This window comes from Pseudonocardia sp. TRM90224 (assembly GCF_021245725.1).
Lineage (GTDB): Bacteria > Actinomycetota > Actinomycetes > Mycobacteriales > Pseudonocardiaceae > Pseudonocardia.
In genome coordinates this window covers 788,585-811,931 of sequence record NZ_JAJGSX010000001.1, presented here as the reverse complement: position 1 = coordinate 811,931, position 23,347 = coordinate 788,585, and the positions used below count along the sequence as shown (strand labels likewise).

Annotated in this window: 10 protein-coding genes; 1 reads left to right on the top strand and 9 read right to left on the bottom strand. The window is 73.9% G+C overall.

Going from position 1 to position 23,347, the window contains the following annotated elements; all coding sequences use genetic code 11:
* Positions 1 to 84 precede the first annotated feature (84 nt).
* Complete coding sequence (locus LL648_RS44970) at positions 85 to 2,688, top strand: CHAT domain-containing protein (RefSeq protein WP_232660905.1); 2,604 nt, start codon at positions 85 to 87, stop codon at positions 2,686 to 2,688.
* 78 nt (positions 2,689 to 2,766) lie between these two features.
* Here LL648_RS44970 and LL648_RS03570 read toward each other — a convergent pair whose 3' ends face one another.
* The 9 genes from LL648_RS03570 to LL648_RS44805 all read right to left on the bottom strand — a co-directional run bounded on the left by LL648_RS03570 (position 2,767) and on the right by LL648_RS44805 (position 23,344).
* Entirely contained in the window at positions 2,767 to 5,769 is a 3,003-nt protein-coding gene (locus LL648_RS03570) for a hypothetical protein (RefSeq protein ID WP_232660904.1), read from the bottom strand.
* 12 nt (positions 5,770 to 5,781) lie between these two features.
* Positions 5,782 to 7,653 (bottom strand): M28 family peptidase, encoded by a 1,872-nt coding sequence (locus LL648_RS03565; protein WP_232660903.1) that lies wholly within the window; start codon positions 7,651 to 7,653, stop codon positions 5,782 to 5,784.
* 83 nt (positions 7,654 to 7,736) lie between these two features.
* Positions 7,737 to 10,271, bottom strand: coding sequence for a LuxR C-terminal-related transcriptional regulator (locus LL648_RS03560; protein WP_232660902.1), 2,535 nt, complete (start codon positions 10,269 to 10,271; stop codon positions 7,737 to 7,739).
* 295 nt (positions 10,272 to 10,566) lie between these two features.
* On the bottom strand, positions 10,567 to 12,423 hold the full coding sequence (locus LL648_RS03555) for a hypothetical protein (protein WP_232660901.1): 1,857 nt from the start codon (positions 12,421 to 12,423) through the stop codon (positions 10,567 to 10,569).
* A 7-nt stretch (positions 12,424 to 12,430) separates the two neighbouring features.
* On the bottom strand, positions 12,431 to 13,549 hold the full coding sequence (locus tag LL648_RS03550; protein WP_232660900.1) for a VWA domain-containing protein: 1,119 nt from the start codon (positions 13,547 to 13,549) through the stop codon (positions 12,431 to 12,433).
* Positions 13,546 to 15,816, bottom strand: a complete 2,271-nt coding sequence (locus LL648_RS03545) for a DUF5682 family protein (protein ID WP_232660899.1) — start codon at positions 15,814 to 15,816, stop codon at positions 13,546 to 13,548. The genes LL648_RS03550 and LL648_RS03545 overlap by 4 nt, the downstream gene beginning before the upstream one ends.
* Positions 15,813 to 16,889 carry an AAA family ATPase gene (locus LL648_RS03540; RefSeq protein ID WP_232660898.1) on the bottom strand — a complete coding sequence of 359 codons (1,077 nt, stop codon included), beginning with the start codon at positions 16,887 to 16,889 and terminating at the stop codon, positions 15,813 to 15,815. Before LL648_RS03540 ends, LL648_RS03545 begins: the two co-directional genes overlap by 4 nt.
* Positions 16,886 to 20,086: a DUF4132 domain-containing protein gene (locus LL648_RS03535; RefSeq protein ID WP_232660897.1), complete on the bottom strand. Its 3,201-nt coding sequence runs from the start codon at positions 20,084 to 20,086 to the stop codon at positions 16,886 to 16,888. The genes LL648_RS03540 and LL648_RS03535 overlap by 4 nt, the downstream gene beginning before the upstream one ends.
* A gap of 48 nt (positions 20,087 to 20,134) precedes the next feature.
* On the bottom strand, positions 20,135 to 23,344 hold the full coding sequence (locus LL648_RS44805; RefSeq protein ID WP_305080764.1) for a DUF4132 domain-containing protein: 3,210 nt from the start codon (positions 23,342 to 23,344) through the stop codon (positions 20,135 to 20,137).
* Positions 23,345 to 23,347: the final 3 nt, after the last annotated feature.

Genomic DNA, 23,347 nt, shown 5'->3' with positions numbered 1-23,347 from the left:
GTTTCCTCCTCGTGGACGGCCCCGATCCCGGGCAGAATCCTGCCCGTGCGAGGGGCCCTCGGAGAAGAGTTGGACGCAGGCCTCGTGATACGTGCGACGGCTGCGTACGACGGGGTTGTCGGAAACCCGAAGAGATCGGGTCCCGTCGCGGTCGCCGTTCTCGACGAGGCGCGCCGAGCCGGGATCGCGGAGGCGGTTGTCATCGCGCTGCGAGCCGTTGCGTGGTTCGAGCGTTCCCGGCTGCGGCACGAGCGCTCCCGTCGCCTGCTCGGGGAGGCGCTGCGCCTCGCTGAACGCAACGACCTGCGACAACGGCTCGTCGAAGTGCTGGTGACCCGGGCGGCGGTGGAGTTGGAGCTGGGCCGGGTCGACGCGGCGTCGCGCGACCTGGCCCGTGCCGGCTCGATCGACGAGGGCGCGGTCCCGCCCGACGTCGAGTTCATGAGCGCCGTCATGTTCCATTCCGTCGGCCGGCTCGGGGAAGCCGCTGCGGCCTACCGGAGGGTGCTCGCCCATCCCGACGCGACTGCCGACAACAAGGGCAGCAGCGCGAACAACGCCGCGCTGATCGCGGCGCTGGAAGGCCGTTTCCCGGAAAGCCTGGCGCTGCTCGATTCGGCCGCCGAGATCGCGGACGTCGTCGGTGCCTCGCTGCACGCCTTCGTCGCGCACAATCGTGGGCTGGTGCTCGCGCAGAGCGGCCGGCTCGCGGAGAGCGTCGAGCAGTTCGACCGGGCGACCGACCTCTTCACGAAGGAGGAGATCCCGCTCGGCGAGCACTTCATCGAGCACGCGGACGTGCTGGCGGACCTGCGGCTCGTGCCGGAGGCGCTGAAGCTCGCCACCCGGGCCGTCGACGAGCTCGACGGGCACGGCGTGCGGATGATGGCGGCCGAGGCGCGGCTGACGCTCGCGCAGGTGTCGCTGCTGGCGCACGACCCGCGAACAGCGGCGGACGTCGCGGCCGCCGCGCTCGCGCAGTTCCGCAAGCAGCGGCGCACGGTGTGGGCCGCCCGCGCGAACATCGTTGCCGCCGAGGCCGCCTTGGCCGGGGGCTGGGCCTCATCGGAGCAGCTCGCCGCCTTGCAACGGGCCATCGGGGTGCTGGAGCGGCGGCGGATGCGCGCGGCGGCGTCGTCGGCGCGGGTGACCGCCGGCCTGCTCGCGCTGGAGCTGGGCCGGCGCGGATCCGCGGAACGCGAGTTCCGCAGGGCGGCGGAGACCTCCACCCGCGGGCCTGCCGTCGTGCGTGTGCGCGGCCGGCTCGCTGCGGCGCACGTCGAGCGGCTGCGCGGGAACGACGACGCCGTGCTCGCCCACTGCCGCGCCGGACTGGCCGACCTCGCCCGGCACCGCGCAGCGCTCGGGTCGACGGAGCTGCGCGCGCTGGCGTCCGGGCACGGTGTCGAGCTGGGTCGGCTGGGCTTCGAGACGCTGCTGCGGCGCGGTTCGCCCACCGCGGTGCTGGACTGGATGGAGTCGACGAGGGCCGCCGCGCTGCTCGTCGTCGAGCCGCCGGCGCCGGACGCCGCCCGCGTGGAGCTGGCCGAGCTGGCCGCCGTGCACGCCGAGCTCGCCCAGGAGCTGCGGGAGTCTGGTGGGCACCGCCCCGAGCTCGTCGCGCGGCAGGCGGCGGCCGAGGACGCCGTGCGAAGGGCGACCTGGCGGCGGATCGGGTCGGGTGCCGCGCCGGTGGCTGCCGTCCGGGCCGCCGAGCTGCGCCGGCAGCTCGACGCGCGGGTGCTGGTCTCCTACGGGACGTTCGACGGTTCCCTCTTCGCCGTCGTGCTCCGCGCCACCGGCCGCGCGCGGCTCGTCCGCCTCGGGCCGGTCGACGAGGTGCGGTTCGAGGCCGACGCGCTGCTCTTCGCGATGCGCCGGCTCACGAGGGCCGGGTCGCCGCACACCGCGGTGGCCGCGCGGGCGAGCGCCGACCACGCCGTCGACCGGCTCGCCGAGCTGCTCGTCCGACCGCTCGGCCTGCCGCCCGAGGCGGAGCTCGTGATCGTCCCGTCGGTCATGGCGAGCAAGGTGCCGTGGTCGGCGCTGCACGCCGGCCCGGTGGCCGTCGCGCCTTCGGCGTCGCTGTGGGCACGAACCCTGGGCGCCGCTACGAGCGCCGCTGCGAGCGCCGGTGGAGTGCTCGTCGTGGCCGGCCCGCGGCTGCCGGGCGCCGTCGCCGAGGCCGCGGAGGTGGCCCGCCTGCACCCGGGTTGCATGGTGATCTCCCCGGAGGCCGCGACGGTTGCCACCGTCGTCGAGGCGTTGGGCGCGGCCGGGTTCGCGCACCTGGCGTGCCACGGGCGGCTGCGCGGCGACAACCCGACCTTCTCCGCGCTGGAGCTGGCCGACGGCGTGCTCACCGTGCACGAGCTGGACCTGCGTGGGATCGCCCCGCGCCGGGTCGTGCTGGCGGCCTGCGACTCGGCGGCCGACGTCGCCTACGACGGCGACGAGCTGCTCGGGTTCGTCAGCGCCCTGCTCGCTCGCGGCACGGCCGGGCTGGTGGCCAGCGTCGTCGCGGTGGCCGACGTCGAGGCCGTCGACCTGATGCGGGCGCTGCACCACGGCCTCGCCGCCGGCCTGCCGATGGCGAACGCCCTGCACACGGCCAGGGCGACGCTCGACACGAGCGACCCGCGCGCCTTCGTGAACTGGTGCGCCTTCACGGCCTACGGCGCCGGCTGACCGAACTTCCCCACCGTTTTGCCTATCCACACACCGTTTCGGGTGTGCAGGTTGGCAAAACGGTGGGGAAGTTTGCGGTTATGCGAGATCGATCTCCACCGTCGTCTCGCGGACGGTCACCCGCTGCGCGCCCTGCCACCCGTCACCGAGCCCGATGCGGCTCAGCAGCGGGGCGGTGCTCGCCTCCGACGCATCGGCTGCCGTCACGGCTGCGGCCGGTGGCAGCTCGACGAGGTCGGTGCCGCCGCCCTCGGCCCCATCGCCGTCGACGCCGTCCTGGAGCAGCTCCTCGATCTCCGGGTCGTCGAGCCCGATCGGCGCCACCCCGACCTTCTCCTGCGGCGCCTGCCGCAGGGTCGGGTCGAGCAGGTAGGTCATGCCGCCGATCACGAGGTCCTTCGACTGCACGTACACCCTGATCGAACGATCCGCGGCCGCCGTGACGTCGTCGGCCGTGAACGCGCGGCCCGCGACGAGACCGAGCCCGAGCTCACGTTCGGCGCCGGCGCCGAGGTCGAACGTCGTGCCGCCGTCCCGGTCGGCGACCATGACCTTCCAGCCGCGGTCCACGAGCAGCTTCGGCAGCTCCACCCGCACGTCCACCTGCGTGGCCTCGCCGAGTGGGTTGCGCACCATGAACGTCCGGCGCACGAAGCCGCTGAGCAGCCCGCGGATCCCGCCTCCACCCGGCACCGGGCAGACGTTGCGCTGGCCGAGGTTGTTGTCGAACGGCACGAGCCGCCACTCCGGCGTGGGGCCGGTCGCGCACGGGAACATGGTCGCCGGGTCGATGTTCGAGAGGTCGCCGCGGGCGCTGACCTCCATGAACATGCACTCGTGCCCGACGCTGCGCGGTCGCCACGCGAACGGGCCGACCACCACGCTGCCGCCCGGCGGGATGCTCCCGGGCACCGGGATCTGCGCGGTAGTCATCGGTCGCCAGTCGGCCGGCCAGGTCAGCCCGGCGCTCGGTGTGGCCGAGTAGCCGCGCACGACGACGCCGAACGCCGCCTGCGTGCCCCGGTTCCGCACCTTCACGAAGGCGTGGTTGGTCCGGCCGACGACGGGGGTCTGGTGGGCGGCCGGTCCCGCGCCCGCCTGCGGTGTGAGCCGGTTCCAGATGTCGGTGTTCTCCCAGTGCACGGCCTGGAACTGGTACTCCCCGCGCCGCCGGTCGTCGATGTAGACGTCGACGGGTGGCGGCGCGCCCGGTGTGATCACCGGGATGGGCGCACCCGCGGGCTGGAACAGGCCCTGCTTCTCGAACGCCCAGCGGATCACCTTGTGGAAGGCGCCGCCGCGGTGGCCTTCGAAGTTCATGGTGCCGATGTCGGCGTTGGCGAGCGAGGTGGCGAAGACGTTCGGCTTCGGTGAGGGCGTCACCGGGTTGGTGGCCAGCAGCCCGATGCCGCGGAAGATCAGGTACGCGGTCTGGCGCGCGGCCGTGCGGCGGCGGGTGAGGCTCGTCGAGTCGCCGCCGAGCGAGCGGTACAGCCGGAACATCGTCGTCGAGAGGATCTGCTCGGAGTTGTAGCCGCCGACGTCGTTCGCCCCGCCCCAGCCCCACCCGTCGGCGACGGCCCGGCCGTGGTTGCGGTTGGGCAGGATCCACGGGAACGTCTCGAACCGGCGGGTCGCGTTCGTCCGCAGCGACGACTCCGGGTCGAGCAGCACCGCGGCGAGGCTGTCGCCCGCGCTGTGCGCGAAGCCGAAGTTGGGCGAATGCACGCTGTCCCACAGCAGCGTGTGGCCGAACTCGTGCAGCACGACCCGCAGGTCGGCGGCGATGCTGACCGCCGGGAACGGCGAGCCGGCCAGCCCGAACTGGAACCCGCCGGAGCCGGTGCCCGTCGCGTTGCCGGGCGCGCGGGCGTTGACCTGGTCGTTGAACGCGACGGCGTCGACGGGCACCGGGAAGGTCGTGCCGTCGAAGTAGGTGGCGAGGTTGAAGCCCATGCCCTGCATGTGGCGGAACAGCCAGTCGCAGTGGTGGTAGGCGTTGACGGCGGCGAACTCGCGGGCCGGCGCGTCGTAGAAGAAGCTGGCCGGCGGGTTCGGGGTGGTCGGAGGCGCGGCGACAGGCGCAACCTGGTCGACGATCCGGATGAACGACCCGCTGAGGGCTTGCGGGTTCGCGGTGGCGAGCCCCTGCAGCGGGACCGTGGACCGCAGCGGGTTGAGCTGGGCCGCGGCGGCTGTCGGCGCGACGGTGGTGCCCGCGGTCACCGGGTCCGTGCGGAAGATCATCCCGGTCGCGCACGCCGTGAACGCCCGCAGGTAGACCACCGCGCCGGTGGACTCCTCGACGAACGCCCGCCAGTGCACCGGTCCGTCGCCCGTCGGCGCCAATGTGAAGAGCACCTCGGTGACGACGTAGTGCTGGCCGTCGTTCAGCTGCGCGGGCAGGGCGGGCAGCGGCAGGGTCGGCGGCGCAGACTGCAGCGCCTCGTCGGTCGTCCCGCCCTCGGCCTCGGGATCGAACCGCTTCGCGATGTCGAGCGCGTAGATCAGCCGGCGGGTGCTGGTGACGTCGGGCTTGTCGGCCCCGCGCTTGAGCCCGAGCGCTGTGCGCAACGACTCCGCTGTGACGGTCGCGTCGGCCAGCCCGTCGGTCGTCACCCCGACGCCGGAGTGCACCGAGCTCTGCGACGCGGTGACGCGCAGCGGGGCGTCCTGGATCGTGACGCTCACCCCGGCCTCCCAGACCGGCAGCCCGTCCAGCACCTGCTGGTAGGACACCGTGGTGGTGCCCATGATCTCCTTCTCGTCGACGAGCTCGAGCTTGCCGTCGCTAGACGGACCCGCCGCGTGGCCGTTGCCGGCGAACTGGTTGCCGGCGTCGCCAGGCAGCATCGCGTCCTCGATCGCGTAGACCGGTGCCACCTCGCGCAGGTACTGCTCGGCGAGCGCCTGCGGTGTTGCGGCCGGCACGGCCTGCACCCCGCGCGCCTGCGCGTCGAACGCCTCTTGCGGAGCGATCGGCGACGTCGCGACGACGGGTTGGGCGAGGTGCTCCAGCGTGAGTACCCGGCCGGCGTCGTCCCGGTCGACGTTGACGTTGTCGGTGATCTCGAACGGCATCGTTGCTCCTCCTCAGCGGGTGCCGCAAAGCCATGCGGCTGCGGTGACGGCCCGGGTGATGTCTCGCGCGTAGGTGGCGCTGACGGTCGTGTCGGTCGGCAGGTGGTAGTTCGGGTTGGCGTCCGGGGCGGGGGACGTGGGTGCCGGACCGGCGAAGAAGTCCTCCGACGCCAGGCAGGCGGCGTAGCCGTGCAGCTGGAAGCTGAAGTGGTCGCTGCGCTGCTCGGCGGGATCGGGGGCGCCGTTGCCCGGGTAGATCTGCGGCCCGGGCAGCGTCGACACCCGCGGTACGACCGTCGCGACCAGCTCGGCCAGCGCCACCGACCGCTTCTGCACGACGGCCGACGGCGTGAAGCCCGCGTGCAGCTCGAACGCCCTGCCCGGGGCGGCGTCGTGCCCGATCATGTCCATCTGCAGCACCGCGGTGATGGCCGCGGCCCGCGCAGCCTCGTCGCGCGCGTAGGCACGGCTGCCGACCAGCCCTTGTTCCTCCGCGTTGAACAGCACGAACCGGATCTCGCGCCGCGGCGTGCCGATCGCGGTGTCGAGCGCGAGCACCCCACGCGCCGCGGTCAGCACCGCCGCGATCCCGCTGGCGTCGTCGTCGGCGCCGGGCGCGGGGTCGATCGCCGCGCGGTACCCGGCGGCACGCGCCGCCGTCGAGTCGAGGTGGGCGGTGACGAGCACCGCACCGGACGGTCCGGACCCCGCCGACACCGCCTCCACGTTGTGGAACGAGCGGCCGCCGTGGGTGAACCGGTGCCGCCGCACCGCCAGCCCCATCGCGGTCAGATCGGCGACGAGCGCGTCGACCGCAACCGCGTTGTCGGGATGATCGATGTGCCGGCTGCGCAGCGTGGTGCCCGTGCGCAGCGCCCTCGACCCGCTGTAGCGGCCCACCTCGCGGGCGACCCGGGTCGCCGACACCTCGCGCCGGACGACGAGGATCTCCGCCGCGGTCAGCGCCGCGGCGCTGAACTCGGCATCGGCGGCGCGCAGGCCGTCGGCGGCCGGCGCGTCGAGCAGCGCCGGTACGGGTGCCAGCTTGAGGTTGTGGCCGTGCCGCGCGCTCCCGACGTGCAGGGACTCGACCGAACGGCCTGCGGGCAGGGCGATGTACAGGCCTTCCCGCGTCGATGCGAGCACTCGCCGTGCCGCGCTGTCGTCTGCGAAGAGCGCCGCGGCGCCACCGCCGGCGGGGCCACCGTCGAGCGCGGTTGCGACGGCGTCGGTGCGCCCGTCGTCGCGCAGCAGGTACAGCTCGCTCGTGTCCGGTTCACCGTCGGCACCGAGCCGGTCGACCCACAGCCCGAGATCGTCGAGTTCGAGCGCCGTGGCGTTGTCGCCGATCGCGTACAGCTCCGAGCCGGACCCGGCGTGCAGCGGCACGATCGGGAAGCCGCGCAACCGGGCGCGCCAGTCGGCACCTTCGATCGGGACCCGGATCCGCAGGAACCGCAACGGCGAGCGGCGGCCGAGCAGCATCCGCGGCGCGAGCCGCGGGTGCGGGCAGACGCGGAAGTCGGCGGCGCGGGCGAACCACCGTTCGTTCGCGTCCTCGCCGACGAACAGCAGGTCGCGAGGCTGGGCGACGAGCGCGGCCGCCGACTCGAAGACCTGCACGTTGTCCTTGCGGCCGTAGACGATGAGCGCCGGGTCGAAGAACGTCAGCAGCCCGGCGGCGTCCAGCGCGGCCTCGACGTCGGCCGCGGGGATCGAGCCGCGGTTGGACAGGATGCCCATCCGCACACCGCCGTCGCGCAGCTCGCGCAGCACGTCGACGACGCCGGGGAACGGCACGATGTCCGCGATCCCGGTGCCCGCGGCGGTCAGCCGCACCGCGCCGAGCGTGTCGCCGATGTCGAAGAACGCCGTCGGGGCCATCGCACAACCTCCAGTCGAACGGGGCTGTTGATGCTCGTCGCGACGGGCGGCCGAAACATCCGGCAAACCCCCGTACGCGGCGCTCAGACCATCCGATGGGAGGCAGCAGCAGCACGCAGCTCGGGCCGCCCGGAGAGGTCGAGCTTCGCGAATACGTGCGTCAGGTGGGTCTCGACGGTTCGCGGCGAGACGTACAGCTGCTCGGCGATCTCACGGTTGGTCATGCCCTGGGTCGCGAGCCGGACGACCTGCAGCTCGGCGCGGGTCAGGCTCGCCCAGCCGCGCGCGGCGGCCGTCTGTTTCCCGCGCGCGCCACCGCGCACCCCCAACCCGCGCAGCGTCGCCTCGACCCTGGCGAGGTCGCGCTGTGCGCCGAGCTCGCGGAACCTGTCGCGGGCCGATTGCAGCTGCTCCACCTGCCCGATGGTGAGCACTGCGGCGGCTTCCTCCCGGGCGACCGCGGACATGTGCGGGAAGGGCAGCTCCGGGAGCAGCTCGACCAGCCGCGTCGCGGCGTCCGGGTCGCCCAGCAAGGTCGCGCAGCGCAGCGCCGCCGCCTGCGCGCCGGGCCCGGTGCCGCGCTCGGCGATCTCGGCGACCTGCGCGGCGACGGCGACCGCGTCGGTGCGACGGCCCGCCGCGACCAGCATCCGGACCAGGTCGGGGCCGGTCACCGCGTAGTCGGCCACACCGTCCTGCCGCGTCGAGACGGCCCAGGCCCGCCGCAGCTCGTCGAGCGCGAGGTGGAGCCGGCCACGGGCCTCCGCGCACCGCCCGCGGGCGTACGCGGCCCAGAACGCGTCGGGCATCCCGGTGGCGAGCAGCGCGTCGGCTCGGTCGAGGTCGTTGTGGTGCAGTTCGACCAGCGCGGCAACCATCCGCTCCACCGGTTCGCCTGGTTGTGCCGGCAGCTCGTCCCACCGTCCCGTCCGGTACAGCAACACGGCTCTGAGCTGCCGGAACCGGTCGACGGTCAGCGGGTCGGCAGCGGCCGACCCGGCGGTGATCTCTTGGAAGGCGTCCGCGACGCGATCGGCACGCAGCAGCGCCACGGCATGGGCGTACCTCGCGAACGCCGCCGCGCTCGGCCCGTCGATCCGCAACCCGCGCCGCACGGCGTCGCCACCGAGGTCGAGCGCCAGCCGGGTGCGCCCGCGCCCGCTCGCGACGAGCGCGAGCACGGCACGCGAGAGGCAGAGCGCGGTCGGATCCTGCGTTCCCGTTCCCGCAGCTTCCGCCGCTGCGGCGGTCGAGTCGCGGCCGAGCACCAGCGCCTTGGCCCGCTCGGCGCGCAACCGGGCCCGGACGGCCGGGCGCAGCTCGTGCTCGGCGAGGAACACGGCGCATTCGACGGCCGCCTCGGCCATGCGGTCCTGCACCTGCAGCGCCTCGACGAGCGTCACCATCGCGCCCCCGGCCGGCAACTCGTGCGGTCGCGCGAGCACCTCACGGGCCATCCGCTCCGCCTCCTGGGCGGCGCCGGAACGCAGGTGCGCCGCGGCGAGCGCGCTCAGCGCGGTGTCGCGGTCGGCAGCCGTCGCGAGCCTGGACGCGCAGCGGAGCAGGTCGACCGCCACCGCGGGCGCTTGCGGCAGCACGTCGAGCGCGGTGGACCGCAGCTGCCGCGGCAGCGGATCCACATCGGGACCGGTGCTCTCGGCGAGGTGGTGCACGACAGTGGCGGCCGACGCGCCCGCCGCCGCCAGCACCCGGCCGGCGTCGGCGTGCAGCGCCGCGCGCATCGCGGGCGGGATGTCGACGTAGATCGCCTCTTGCAACAGGCCTGGTCGGAACCCCAACCGGCGGCCGTCGTCGACGAGCATCCCGGCGCGCAGGGCCGGGTCGAGCACGGGCACGAGCCACGCGGCGGGCCGGCCGAGCAGCGCGGCCAGGTCGGACACGGCGAACGAGCGGCCGAGCACCGACGCCACGCGCAAGGCTTCGACGGTCGCCCGAGGCAGCGGCTCCAGCTGCCCGATCAGCACGGCGGAGATGCGGCGCGGCATCTGCCCACCCGGCGCGGCGGCCAGCGCGATCGTCAGCGCCGGGTTGCCACCGGTCCGCTCGGCCAGGTCGCTCGGCACCATCGCGATCGGCGGTGCCACGGCCCGGGCCAGCTGAGCGGTTTCCTCCATGCCGAGCCCGCCGACGGCCAGCCGCTCGCCCTCCACCAGCGCCAACACCCGCTCGGCGGCCGGCCCCCGCACGCTCGGCCGGGTGGTGAGCAGCAGCCGGATGGGCCGCCGCTCCACCCGCTCCACCAGCGCGGGGATCGCGTCGAGCCACCCCGGCTCCGTCCACCGCACGTCCTCGACCACAACGGTCGCGGGCCCGGTGCACACCATCCGGTCGAACACCGCGCCGGCGCGGCGCCGATCCGCGGCGGAGCTGCCCGACAAGCGGGCGACGATCCCGTCATGCGCCGGATCGCCGGCCGCCCGCACCACCCGCAGCCCCGGCCCCTGGCGGTCCAGCGCCTCCGTGACCAGCCGGGTCTTGCCGATCCCGGCCTCGCCCTCGACGACCACGACCCCCGGCCTGATGTGCGAGAGCGACCGGGCGAGGAAGCTCAGCTCGGCGGCTCGACCCACGAACGGCGGCTGCGTTGCGACCAGCACCTCGTCACCACCCTGCTCCCCCCGACCGGCGAAATCGCTGCCGACAAGAGAGCAAAGCCGAGGTCTCTCTGATACGCCTGCCGGGAATCCCGTGGCGTGGGGGAGGGCAGGAAAGCCACTTTCCTGCCCTGTGAGGGCCGGAAAGTGGCTTTGCTGCCCTCGTGCGCAACGCATACATCCACCGGCCACTGCTGACCAAACTTCCCCACCGTTTGGGCGGATGCGCGCCAAATCGGCGCGCAAGTGCCCAAAACGGTGGGGAGTTTGGTTGCGCGAGGTGGGCGGGGCGGCCCGGCTAGCGGTACTCCGCCGTCAGCACCAGTCGTACGTGCGCCGCCACCCACGCCGGCACCGAGGGCTCCGCGGCGAACGCCACCAGCGCCGCGCCCGCCGTCCGCAGCGCGTGCCGGTCCAGCTCGGCCGCCGCGGCACGGACGCGCTCGCCGTATCCGCGGGGCAGGTTCGTGAGGCCGTGGTGTGCGGCGTCGGCCAGCACGCCGGTTGCAGCGTCGATGACGGCCGTCAACGGGTCGCGGGTGTCGACCCCATGGCCGATCCGGGTGCGTGTCGGCGCCGTGAGGTCGGGCACGACCACGCCCGAACCGGTCAGCAGCGCGATCGGGTCGACGGTGAGCACCCCGTTGGCACGCCGGACGGAGCCGCTGACCGCTCGCGGCGCGTCCGCCAACGCCGCGGCGACGGCGTCGAGCGCTCCCGGCGCCCACGCGCGGTGGTCCACCGACACGACGGCCGTTGTGCCGCTCCGGTCGGCGACCAGGGCGTCGAGGCGTTGCGCGCCGGGGAAATAGGCCACGTCACGCAGCTCGGCGATCTCCAGCACGTGCACCGACTCGGCCTCCAGCCGCGGCCGCACGAACCGCGGCGGCCGGGCGGCGAGCCGCTCCGACAGCTCGGCGTAGTCGGTGGTGACGAGCGCCGTCCACGCGGTGCCGACCGGCGTGATGGACGTGGCGGCGACCCGACTCGTCCCGATGCGCACTCGCCGGGTGGCGCTGCGCACCGCCGACGCCGTCACCACGTTGGAGCGGGCGAGCGCGCCGAGCGTCGAACCGGCGAGCCGCCGCGACGCGAGCGCGGGCCCCGTCTTGTTGTCGGCCCCGGGTTCCCAGCGCCGTTCCAGGACGAGCACGGAGTCGCCGGTCGGGTCGGCGAGGAACACCTGCGCGGTGTGCGCGTCGAGCAGCCGGCAGCCGAGGCTCACCAGCCGGATCTGCCGCAGCGGGGTCTCGGCGGCCTCCTCGGTGCCCAGCACCCGCGGGGCCGACGCGGGGCGCCCGCCGACGCGGTGGCGCACGTGCAGCTCGCTGATCAGCTCGGCCACCCGTGCCGTCGAGTGCGCGGCCCGGCGTTCCGCGTAGGCAGCCAGCTGCTCGCCCAGCTCGTCGAGCGCCGCGACGGGCCAGCGCAGGTTGTGCGCGTCGAGGTCGGCACGCACCCGGCGCACGTGTGCGGCCAGCTCCGGCCCGGCGTTCGCCACACCGATCGTGAGCACCTCGCCGGCCAGCTCGACGGCCGCGAGCGTCCCCGGCGCCACTCCGACCGGCTCGACCTGGGCCTTTTCGACCTGCGGCTCCCGGCAGGCCCACACGGCCAGCACGATCATCTGGCCGCGCACGGCCGCCGCGGCATCGGTGTCGACGAACTCCAGGCGTCCGGGAACGAGGAAGCGGACGGTGCAGGAGGGCAGCGCGACGGTGGCCACCGGGTCGTCTGCCGAGGGCCACCGGACGGTCGCGGCGAGCCCGGCGCCGCCCAGCCGGCGCGCGGCCGTCACCGTGCGGGCCCCGAAGGCTGCGATGAGCGCGTCGTCGTCGATGTCGCCGGGCGACCACGGTGTGAACGCCTCGGCCGCCGGTTCCGCCGAGCGCTGGTAGGCCAGCACGAGCCCGATCCGGTGCCGGCACATCGATGCGCCGCAGCTGCAGCTCGCCCCGTCGAGTCCGCGGCCGGCGGGCAGCGTCGTCACCACCGAGTCGGGGAACGTCGCCACCAGCGTGTCGCCGTCCATCGAGATGACGGGCCCGGTGCCGGCCTCGATGTCCTTCGTCGCGCGCTTGACCAGCCCGCGGTTGGCCAACGCAGCCAGCATGTCGGGGGTGAGCCCGAGCAGGTCGGTCCGCTGGGGTGTCATCGGCGCGTCACCGGCCCGCAAGGCAATCGGCGACGAACGCGGCCAGCTCGCCCGGTGTCATGGCGCCGACGTGCGCCCCGGCCTCGACGAGCCGGGCGGCCGTGCCGCGGTCGTAGTCCGGGTTCGCCTCGGTGTCGAGTGCGGCCAACCCGATCACGGTGGTGCCCTGCTCGACGAGCGAGCGCACCCGCCTGACCAGCGATGCCTCGCTGCCGCCCTCGTAGAAGTCGGAGATCACCGCGACGATGGCCCGCCGCGGGTTGTCGATCAACCCGGCCCCGTACTCGACGGCGTTCGCGATGTCGGTCCCGCCGCCCAGCTGCACCCGCATCAGCAGCTCGACCGGGTCGGCGACGTCGTCGGTGAGATCGACCACCGCCGTATCGAACGCGACGAGATGCGTGCGCAGGCCCGGCACCGACCACAGGCAGGCCGCCGTGACGGCCGCGTGGATCACCGAGCCGACCATCGAACCGGATTGGTCGACGAGCAGCACGAGCTGCCACCGCTCGACGTGCCGCCGGGACCGGGAGACGAACTTCGGCCGCTCGATCGCGATGCGCCGCAGCTCGGGGTCGTAGCGGCGGAGGTTGGCCCGCAGGGTGGCGTGGAAATCGAAGTTCCGCGAGTTCGGCACCAGGCTCGGCCGCCGCAGCCGCGGTCCCGCGACGCTGGTCCGCACCTCCGTGGCGAGCTGTTCGAGCAGCTGCCGCACCACGGAGGCGATGATCCGCCGGGCCATGTCCAGCAGCTCCGGGTTCATCAGGTGCTTCGTGCGCAGCACGGCACGCAGCAGCGCGGAATTCGGCTCGACCCGCTCCAGCACGGCCGGATCCGTGACGATCTCCTCGATCCCGTAGCGCTCGACGGCGTCGCGCTCCAGCCGCTCGATCGTCTCCTTGGGGAAGAGCCGGTGCACGTCGTCGAGCCAGTCGACGGCCGTGACCAGCGACGGGGCGTCGCCGCCCGTGCGGACCCCACGACGGGCCAGTTCGGGATCGCGCCCGTAGAGCCAGTCGAGCGCGGCATCACGCGCCGCGGCGTCGGCCGGGAGCCCGGCCGGTGCGCACCTCGCTCCCGGCTCACCGAGCACGAGCCGCCACCGCTCCAGCGTCGGGTCGGTCACGGCAGCAACCCTTCCCTCGTGAGGATCTCGTCGACCGCGTGTTCCAACGCCGCGGCCTCGGCCAGGAGCAGCGGGTCGACCGTCGTGCGCAGCAGCGCCCGCCCGTCCCCCTGGTGGCCACGGCGGTTCAGCAGCAGCTCGGCGAACTGCGCGCGCTCGCGCGGCGGGAAGAACTCGAACGCCTGCCGCAGTGCCGGCAGCGCGACCAGGAAATCGGCGTCCGTCAGCTCGCCGACGAGGTCGTCGAGGGTCGCCACCAGCGACGGGGTGGTGAGCACCTCCTCCCTGGCCAGCGCGAACAGCCCGGCCAGCCAGTCGCCGACGATCTTCGGCGCCCACGGGACATCCAGTTCGGCCGGTTCGGCCGGTTCGCCGAGCGACCAGCGCAGGCCGGCGGCCGCCCCCCGCAGATCGGGCGGCACCTCAGGGCCGATCCGGCCGGCCATCGCGACCACGTCGGCCCGGTCGACGGTCAGCACCCCGGCCGCGTGGCGCACGGCGTCGCGCAACGCCACGACGGCGGCCAGCCGTCCGGGATCGGCCGGTTGCGGTCCACCGCGGATGCCCTCGAGCAGCCAGACCAGGCGCCGAGCTGCCGCATCGACGATCCCGGCGAGCCCGGGGTCGCCGGCCGCGCCGAGCAGCCGGTCGTGCCGCCACAGCCCGAGTACCGAGGCCAGCGCCGCACCGAGCGCCGGGACGTCGCTGGTGTCGGCGACCGCGGCGGCGATCAGCGGGCCGACCCGACCCGCGAGCGCGCCGGTCCCGCACAGCACGGCGTCGAACAGCACGCTCGCCAGCACAGCGACGTCGCCGCGTGCCTCGACGACCCGCTCGGCGAGCGCGTGCTCGGCGGCGTCGGCGAGCGTCGCGCCGAAGGCCGCGGCCTCGATCAGCGCGGAGAGCCGCAGGTCGGACGGGGTGAGCCGCCACTCCTCGCGGGCGACGGGATCACGTCCGCTGCGCGGACCGCTCGTCCGCTCGAACCCTGGCACCCGCAGGACCCGCAGCCGGTGCAGCACGCGGCTGCGCAGCAGACCGTCCTCCGCGGTGAGATCGAGTGCGAGCGGTCCGCGGCCGTCGAGCCCGAGCGCGGCCAGCTCGGCATCGACCGCGGCCGGCAGCGGCGGATGCGGGGTGCCGGGCGCCAGCCGCCCGGTGCGGTCGCCGGTCAGCGCCGCGACCATCTCGGCCACGACCGGGTGCGCGCCCGCGAGCTGCGGGTTGCGGACGGTCCACGGCAGCCGCTCCTCCAGGCCCTCCGCGACGAGCGTGGACACCAGCGCATCGAGCACGTCGGTGCGGGCGGGGTGCCGGTGCCCGCGGACGGCGGCGAGCGCGCGCGCCTGCGTGGTCGCGGCGATGACGTGCGCGGTGGAGACGTGCTGCTTCCGGCGTCGCAGCCGGGCGACCACCGAGTCCATCAGCCAGGCCGCGGCCGACTCCGCACCCTCGTCCCAAAGCCGCTGGTAGAAGCCGGGGGAGGGGAGCCCGGACTGGTAGCCCTCGAAGGCGTCGAGCCGCCGGTGCGAGTACGGCACGAGGTAGCTGCCCCCGACCGCGCCCTCGGGCGGGGCGGGCACCTCCGGCCAGCCGGGCTCGGGCCGCTCGGCAGCAGCCAGCAGCGCCGGGCGGTGGAACCCGCCGCAGACGACGAGCACCGGGCCGGCCCCGGGAGGTGCCTCGGCCAGCGCAGCCCGGATCCACCTGGCCATGTACGCCTCGCGGGCCTGGTCGGAGGCGCCCGCCGTCGCGTCGCCGCGCACGCCGTCGAAGTAGATCGCGAGGCGCTCGCCGAGGTCACCGTCGGGCCCGGTCTCGACGAGGTGGTCCCACAGCGCGTCGGAGTTGTCGATCGCGAACTCCTGGCAGAGCCGGTCGACGGCGTCGGCGTAGCGCTGCTCCGCGTCGGCGTACCGGTTCGTCCGGTCGGCGAACGCGGGGTGCCACGCCGGCAGGTCGATGAACCGGACGTCCGCGCCGGCCGCGTGCCCCTCGGTCAGCGCGATCCACTCCGGGGAGTGGTCGCAGAACGGGGTCCACGACGCGCGGGTGCCGTTCTCCACGCGGAGGTAGCTGAACACCGCGACGGGCAGCGTGTGGCCCAGCCGGAGCTCGGCGAGCCGGCCGTTGATGTCGGACGGCCCCTCCACCAGCACGAATGCCGGTCGCAGCGCCGTGATCCGCTCGCGGACGAGCTGGGCGCAGGCGGGGCTGTGGTGGCGGACGCCGATGATCTCCAGCCGGCCGCCGCCAGTGGCCGTCACCCCGGCAGCAGGTGGCGCGCGTTGTGCAGCTCCACCCACTGCTCCCCGTGCCGGCGTGCGGCGCGTTGCTCCAGGTAGCGCCGGAGCCGCTGGAGGTCCTCCGCATTGTCCTTGGCCGCGGTGCCGGCGAGGCAGGCCACGACGTCGGCCGCCGTGCCCGGCTCGCCGCGCAGGTACCAGCCGCGCAGGCCGACCGCGTGCGCGACGGTGACCGCCTCCGCGGTGCTCATGACCGTGGAGAGCCGGTCGCCGCCGACCCCCTCCCGCAGCTCGCGGAACGCCGTCACCAGCACTTCCAGCACGTCCCGGCGTTGCGGCACGCTCACGCCGGAGCGCTCCAGCAGCCGCCCGGCCTCCGTCTCGACCAGCGCCAGCTCGGTCGCGTGGTCGGCGATCGGGAAGACGGTCTCGAAGTTGAACCGGCGCTTGAGCGCCGTGCTCATCTCGTTGACGCCGCGGTCGCGCGTGTTGGCCGTGGCGATCACGTTGAAACCCTCGCGCGCGAACACCATGCCGTCGGTCCCCGGCAGCTCCGGGATCGCGACGACGCGCTCGGAGAGCAGCGAGAGCAGGGAGTCCTGCACCTCCAGCGGGCAGCGGGTGATCTCCTCGAACCGCACCACCGCGCCCGCCGCCATCCCGCGCAGCATCGGCGCGGGCACGAGCGAGCGGGTCGACGGGCCCTCCGAGACCAGCAACGCGTAGTTCCACGAGTACTTGATCTGATCCTCGCTGGTCGCCGCCCCACCCTGGATCGTCAGCGTCGAATCGCCGCTCACCGCGGCCGTGATCAGCTCGGAGAGCAGCGACTTCGCCGTGCCCGGCTCGCCGACGAGCATGAGCCCCCGGCTCGTCGCCAGCGTCACGAGCGAGCGGTCGACGAGCGAGGGATCACCGACGAACTTTCGGCTCACCCCGGCGGCCGGGTCGCCGACGACGAACCGCCGCGCGGCGTCGAGGCTCAGCGCCCAGCCGGGCGGGCGCGGTGCGGTGTCGGCGGCCCGCAGCCTGGCCAGCTCGTCGGCGAACCGGACCTCGGCCGGCGGGCGCTGCAGGTGCTCGGTGGTGGTCATCGAAGGAGCTCCGTGAGGTCGGTGAGCAGTTCGGAGACGGCGACGTCGCCGAGCCCGGGTGGGACGGTGATGCGGCTGATCTTCTGTTCGGGGAAGTAGTTCACATCGCCCGTGATGAACCCGGGGTCGAGGTCGATCGTGGTGGCGCCGTTCGAGATCTCGCCGATCATCCCGGCGTCCTGCGGTGCGCCGCGCTCCCACCCGCGGCGCAGCAGCGCGAGGACGCGGCCGGTCGGCACCGTGATCCCGTCGAACTGTTTCAGCTCCGCGGCCAGGCCGTCCGGCCCGACGGTGAACGCGGCCCGTCCGAGCTGCGGGAACGGTTGCAGGATCGCGTAGTCGGCGAACGTCTCCGTCCAGGTCGCCAGCTCGTCCGGGACGTGCACCGGGTGCACGATGCCGATCTCGGCGTCGTCCGGGATCGTTGCGGTCTTGTCGTCGATGTCGGCGAGGGTGCCGTCCTCTGCCACGCGGAACGTCGTGACCGCGGCACCGTTCTCGAAGCGGGCCCAGACGAGCCGGCGGGCCAGGTGCGCCACCAGCGGGTGCGTCACGAAGAGATCGGTGAACTCGCGGCCGGTCCACCGCCGGCCGCCGATCATGGCCAGTTCGAGCCGGCCGACCTGGTCGGCCGCGATCGCGCGGACGTCCTTCTTCAGCGTCGCGAAGCGCCTGTGCGCCTCGGGAGCGAGCTCGGGGTCGTCCTTGGCGCCCGGTTTGGGCAGGGTCTTCAGGCGCTTGCCGGCGCTGTCGGTGACGAACGGCTTGAGCAGCTCGTCGAACCCGACGGTGAACGACCGGGGGCCGTAGTCGAGCGTCATCGTGCCGGCCGTGTCGAGGCCGAAGTCGGGGACGAGCCGGTCGGCCAGCTGCTCGGCGGTGAGCCCGAGCCCCTCCGCGACCTCGACGATCTTCTCCTGCGCCCGCTTCTTGAGCCCGGCGAACTTCGCCTTGCGGGCGATCCGATCGAGCTGCATCAGCGCCGGCTCGGTGCCGATGCCGGCCAGCACGTCGACCCCGGTGACCGCGCGGATGTGACCACCTTCGCCCGGCCACGCGGCGATCAGCGGGGCGAGCATGCGGGCCGTGGCGTCGTCGCCGGAGAGGCCTAGGGAAGCCAGCGCCCAACCGTCCTTCGACGGCATGCCGACGGTCCTCCACAGCTGGAACAGGGTGCGGCCGACCGCGGCGAGCGATTCCGGGTCGCACGTCTCGCGCAGCTGCTCGGCCCCGGCGTAGGGGTTCCCCGGTGCGCACAGCGCGAGCGCGGTGATGACGTGCGGCATCACGTCGGTCGGCACGGCGGTCTCGCGGCCGGCCAGCAGCAGCTGCGGCAGGACGACCGGCTCCACCCAGCTCGGTGATGCCGGCACCTTCGAGGGGAGGAGGTCGATCGGGTCGGTCGCGAGGATCTTGTCGACGCCGTCGGTGGCAGCAATGCCGTACTCGCCCGCCACGGCTCGGACGGCATCGGCGCCGTGACGTGTCGCAACGATCCGCAGCGCCGTCTCCGCCCCACGCCGAAGCGGTCCGGTCGGCCCCAGCGCGGCCGGAACCACCAGGCGGGCGGCGTCGAGACCGTGCCGTGCGAAGTAGGCGCTCGCCGTCGGCCGCACGGCCCGCAGCTGCCCGAGCCACCCGGCCATCTGCAGCGCGACGTCGGTGCTCAGGAACGGCAGGAGCGCGCCGGCGCTGACCTTCGGGTACTCCTGGGCCTCTGCCAGCAGGATCGGCAGCACATCGAGCCCCAGCCGTGAGGCGGCGAACCGCACCTCGTCGATGCCGGCCGCCCATCCCTTCGCCGGCCGCCACGCCGGCACCACCGGCCGCAGCAGCTCGACCGGAGCCGCGCTGAGCACTTGGAACACCTGGTAGGACGCTCCGCCATCGCGTAGCCGGCCGATGTCGGGCGCCCAGTCGTGGTCGTGCTGGTGGGAGTTGCGCAACCACCGCGGCGGCTCGCTCCACTCGGCCTGCTCGCCGGGCGCCCAGACCAGCTGCTCGACGTAGGGAGCGGTGAGGCCGGTCACGACTGCCGGGTTCGCCCGCCTCCTGCGCAGCCATGGCGGGTCGGCGAGAACCCGGGGCAGCGCCTCGACCGGCGCGTCCGGCAGTTGCGGTCCGCGGTTCCGCATGCCCTCGACGACAGTGCCGGCGCGTTGCGACAGCTCCGGCAGCACGTCCGCGACGAGCTCCGGATGGGCGAGCACCAGCCCGCGCAGTCGCAACGCGAGCCGATCGTCGCCGGAGCCGCGCGCCACCGCGTCCGCGAGGAGCCGCATTGCCCGAGCGGGGAACAGCCGGCCGGCCGATGTCAACGCGGCGTCCCCGAGCCCCGCCGTGGCCTGTTCGAGCAGGAACGTGAAGCACTCGTCGGAGTCGACGATGGCGAGCACGTCGAGTGCACGTCGCACGTCGTCGGTGCCGAACCGCGGCAGCCATGCCGTGATCGCGGCCACCGCGGCCGCGCCGACCGCCTTGACGAGCGTGGCCAGCACGACCGGGTCGCGGGCCACGTCCGAGGCGCTTGTCGTGGGTAGCAGCAACTCGAGCTGCTGCTGGGTGCTGATCGCGCAGTACAGCCGGAACGTGCTGGAGCCGCGGAACATGCGGCCGGCGGCTTCGGCGCAGACCTCGTCGACCCACTCGGTCCTGGTGGGCACGAGGAAGGCGCCCAACTCGCGGTGCATGCTGGTCGTGCGTCGCTCGGCCAGCGCCTCGACCGCGGCCGCGTAGTCCGCGTCGCTCGCGGTGACCAGCACCCGGCGGACGGTTGTCGCCTGGAGCGTCGGATCCCAGCCACCGATGCCGAACCGCTGTGCCCCCACCTCGCCGGGACCCGACGCGGCGATCCGGATCGTCGAGAGCTCGACGACCGCGGCGGCGGCGAATGCCAGGCCGTGCTCGGCGATCCACGCGTCGGCGAGCAGGGTGCTGTCGAAGCCCCGGTTGCCGGATCTGGTTGAGGTGGCGGCGTAGACCGCGACCGCGGCGCCGAGCGGGTTCGCCGCCCCGCCGAGGTACGCCGTTGCCGCCTCCGTGAGCTCGCGGTCCGAGTGCGGTGAATCGAGGACCGACCGCACGTCCTCCGACCGGAGTTCCAGCAGCCTCCGCAGCGCCTCCAGCGCGCCCGGATCCGGGACGTGCGGTTCGACCGCGTCACCGCGGCGGGGCAGGACGTGCGTGTTGATGGTCATGCTTCGATTCCCCCGGTCGTGCGATGCCTCGGAACGCTAGCTATCCGGTCAGTCGGCCAGCGCGGTGAGATCGGCGAGCAGCTCGGACAGCGTGATGGCGTCCAGCTCGGCTGCACCCTTCACCTGGACGCCGAGGATCTCCTGCTCCGGGAACACATCGGCTGCGCCTATCGCGAACCCGCTGATGTCCAAGGTGGCCTTCCGGCCTGCGCCGAGCGGCTTGGTGATCTCGACGACGACGCCTCCGTCCTGCGGCTCGCCCCGCTCCCACCCTCCCCGGATGAGCGCGTGCACCTTGCCGGTCGGGACCTTGATGCCCTTGAACCGGCGCAGCTCCGCTGCCAGCTCGTCCGCCCCGATCACGAATGCGGCACGGCCGAGCTGCGGGAAGGGTTGCAGGATCGCGTAGTCGGCGAAGGTCTCCGACCAGGATTCCAGCTCGCCGGCGATGTGCAGCGGGTGCGGGATGCCGATCTCGGCGTCGTCGGCGATCTCGAACGTCTTGTCGTCGGGGTCGGCCAGCGTGCCGTCCTCCGCGATGCGGAAGGTCGCGGCGACGGCGCCGTCCTCGAACCTGGCCCAGACCAAGCGGCGGGCCAGGTGCGCGACCAAGGGGTGGTGCGCGAAGAGATCAGTGAGCTCGCGGCCGCTCCACCTGCGACCGTCGACCATGGCCGCCTCCAGCCGGCCGACCTGATCCGTGGCGACGCCCCGGGCATCCTTCTTGAGCGTCGCGAAGCGCTTGTAGGCCTCCGGGGCGAGCGTGGGGTCGTCCTTGGCGCCGGGTTTGGGCAGGGCCTTCAGGTGCTTGCCGGCGCTGTCGGTGACGAACGGCTTGAGCTGCTCGTCGAAGCCGACGGTGAACGAGCGGGGCCCGTAGTCGAGCGTCATCGTGCCGTCCGGGTCGAGGCCGAGGTCGGGGACGAGCCGGTCGGCCAGCTGCTCGGCGGTGAGCCCGAGCAGGCCGGCTACCTCGGTGATCTTCTCCTGTGCCCGCTTCTTGAGCGCGCTGAACTTCGATCTGCGAGCGATCTTTTCGAGCTGCATGAGCGCGCCCTCGGTGCCGATGCCGGCCAGGACGCCGAGGCCGGTCACCGCCCGGCTGTGGCCGGCTTCGCCCGGCCACACCGCGATGAGCGGCGCCAACATCCGAGCGGTTGCGTCGTCGCCGGTGGTCCCGAGCGAGGTGAGCGCCCAGCCGTCCTTCGGTGGCATGCCGGCGTTCTTCCAGAGCTGGAAGAGAGTGCGGCCGACCTCGGCGAGCGACGCCGGGTCGCACGTCTCACCCAGCTGTTCCGCGCCGGCGTACGGTGCGCCGGGCTTTCCGAGCGCCAATGTGGTGACGACGTGCGGCATCGCCTCCGCAGGCACGGCCGTCTCGCGTCCGGTGAGCAGGAGCTGCGGGAGCGCTGCCACGTCGAGCCACTCGCCGATGGTCGGCGGCTTCGCGGGGACGACGTCGATCGCGTCGGTGGCCAGCACCCGGGACACCCCGTCGGCCGCAGCGCTCCCGTACTCCGCCGCCACCGCCAGCACCGCATCGGCACCGTGCCGCGCCGCGACCACCCGCAGGGCGGCTTCCGCGCTGTGCCGCTGCGGTCCCGGCTTGTCGAGCGCGGCCGGCACCACCAGCCGGGCGGCGTCGACGCCGTGCCGCTCGAAGTAGGCGGTCGCGGTGGACCGCACCGTGCGCAGCCGGCCCAACCAGTCGGCCATCAGCTCAGCGACCCCGTTGCTCAGGAACGGCAGCAGCGTGGCGCCGGAGATCTTGGGGTGCTTGGCGGCCTCCGCCACCAGGATCGGCAGCACGTCGAGCCCCAGCTTCGCGGCGGCGAACCGGGTCTCGCTGTCGTGGGCTCTCCAGCTGCTCACCGGCCGCCAGGTCGGCAGGATGGGCCGGAGCAGCTCGACGGGCGCCGCGGACAGGATCCGGAACGGTTCGTGGCCCGTCGGCACCCCGAGGCGGACCTGCTCGACCGCAAACGCCCAGTCGTGGTTCAGGTGGTGGTCGCACCACCAGTACGGCGGCTTCCGGAACTCGTCCTCCTCGCCGGGCGCCCAGCGCAGCTGCTCCACGCGGGGGGCGAAGAGATCGGCCACGACGATCGGCTTCGTCCGACCCTTGCGCAGCCAGGGTGGGTCGGCGAGCACCCGGGGCAGCGACCCGACCGGTGCGTCCGGGACCTGCGGCCCGCTCGCCCGAATGCCCTCGACGACGGCGCGGGACTGTTCCGGCAGCTCCGGCAGCAGGTCTGTGACGATCGCGGGGAACGTACGCACCAACCCGCGCAGCCGGAGCGAGAGCTGCTCCGTCCGCGGATCGGCGGCGACCGCACCGCTGAGCATGCGGATGGCTCGGCGCGGGGAGCGCATCGCCGCCCGGCCGAGCGCGAGCACCCCGGCCGGCGTCCGCGCCGCGTCGATGATCACGGCGAAGGCGTCGTCGGTGTCCAGCCCGACGAGGATGTCGAGGGCTCGGCGAGCGCCGTCGGCGCGGAAGCGCGGCAGCCACTCGCCGATCGCCGGCACGATCGCCGGCCCGACCTGGTGCGCCAGCGTGGCGAGCATCGCCGGGTTGTAGTCGATCCAGTGGGGTTCGACGATGCGGTAGACGTGTTCCAGCTGCTCCGCGGTGCCGATCGCGCACAGCAGCAGCAGGGCGTGGGCCGAGACCTCGCCGTGCGCCACGGCGTCGGCGCAGGCGTCGTCCACCCAGCCGGTCTCCGTCGGGAACAGGAACGCGGCCATCGCGCGGTTCGCCGGGGTGGTGCGCAGCGGGCCGACCGCAGCGACCGCCTCTGCATATCCGGAGTCGTCGGTGAACGCGAGCGCTTCGCGCACCACAGGCGGGACCTGGTGCGCCCGGCCCCAGACGCTTGGCAACCCGTCCGCGGGAAGCCGCCGCAGCCCCACGCCACCGATGTGCGTGAACACGATCGTGGAGAGCGCGATCGCGGCGGCGGCGGTGAAGGCCAGGCCGTGCTCGCCGATCCAGCCGGCGGCGATGTCGTCGTAGTCGTCGCGGTACCCGGTGGCTTGCACGACGGCTGCGGCACCGAGCGGGTTCGGCCGGCCGGCCAGGTGCTCCTCGGCCGCGATCAAGAGCTCCGGGTCGGAGTTCGGCGAACTCAACATCGCCCGGATCTCGCTTTCCTTCGCGCGGAGGACGGCGTGCAGCTTCGCCGGTGCGCCCGGAGCGGGGACGTAGGGCGAGCCCACGTCGCCACGCCGTGGCAGCACGTTCTTGTCGACTGGCATTCT

Coding starts and splice junctions, on each gene's coding strand:
- LL648_RS03570 (WP_232660904.1), bottom strand. CDS start 5,769: ATGCCGTTCGAGATCACCGACAACGTCAACGTCGACCGGGACGACGCC.
- LL648_RS03565 (WP_232660903.1), bottom strand. CDS start 7,653: ATGGCCCCGACGGCGTTCTTCGACATCGGCGACACGCTCGGCGCGGTG.
- LL648_RS03555 (WP_232660901.1), bottom strand. CDS start 12,423: ATGACACCCCAGCGGACCGACCTGCTCGGGCTCACCCCCGACATGCTG.
- LL648_RS03540 (WP_232660898.1), bottom strand. CDS start 16,889: ATGACCACCACCGAGCACCTGCAGCGCCCGCCGGCCGAGGTCCGGTTC.
- LL648_RS03535 (WP_232660897.1), bottom strand. CDS start 20,086: ATGACCATCAACACGCACGTCCTGCCCCGCCGCGGTGACGCGGTCGAA.
- LL648_RS44805 (WP_305080764.1), bottom strand. CDS start 23,344: ATGCCAGTCGACAAGAACGTGCTGCCACGGCGTGGCGACGTGGGCTCG.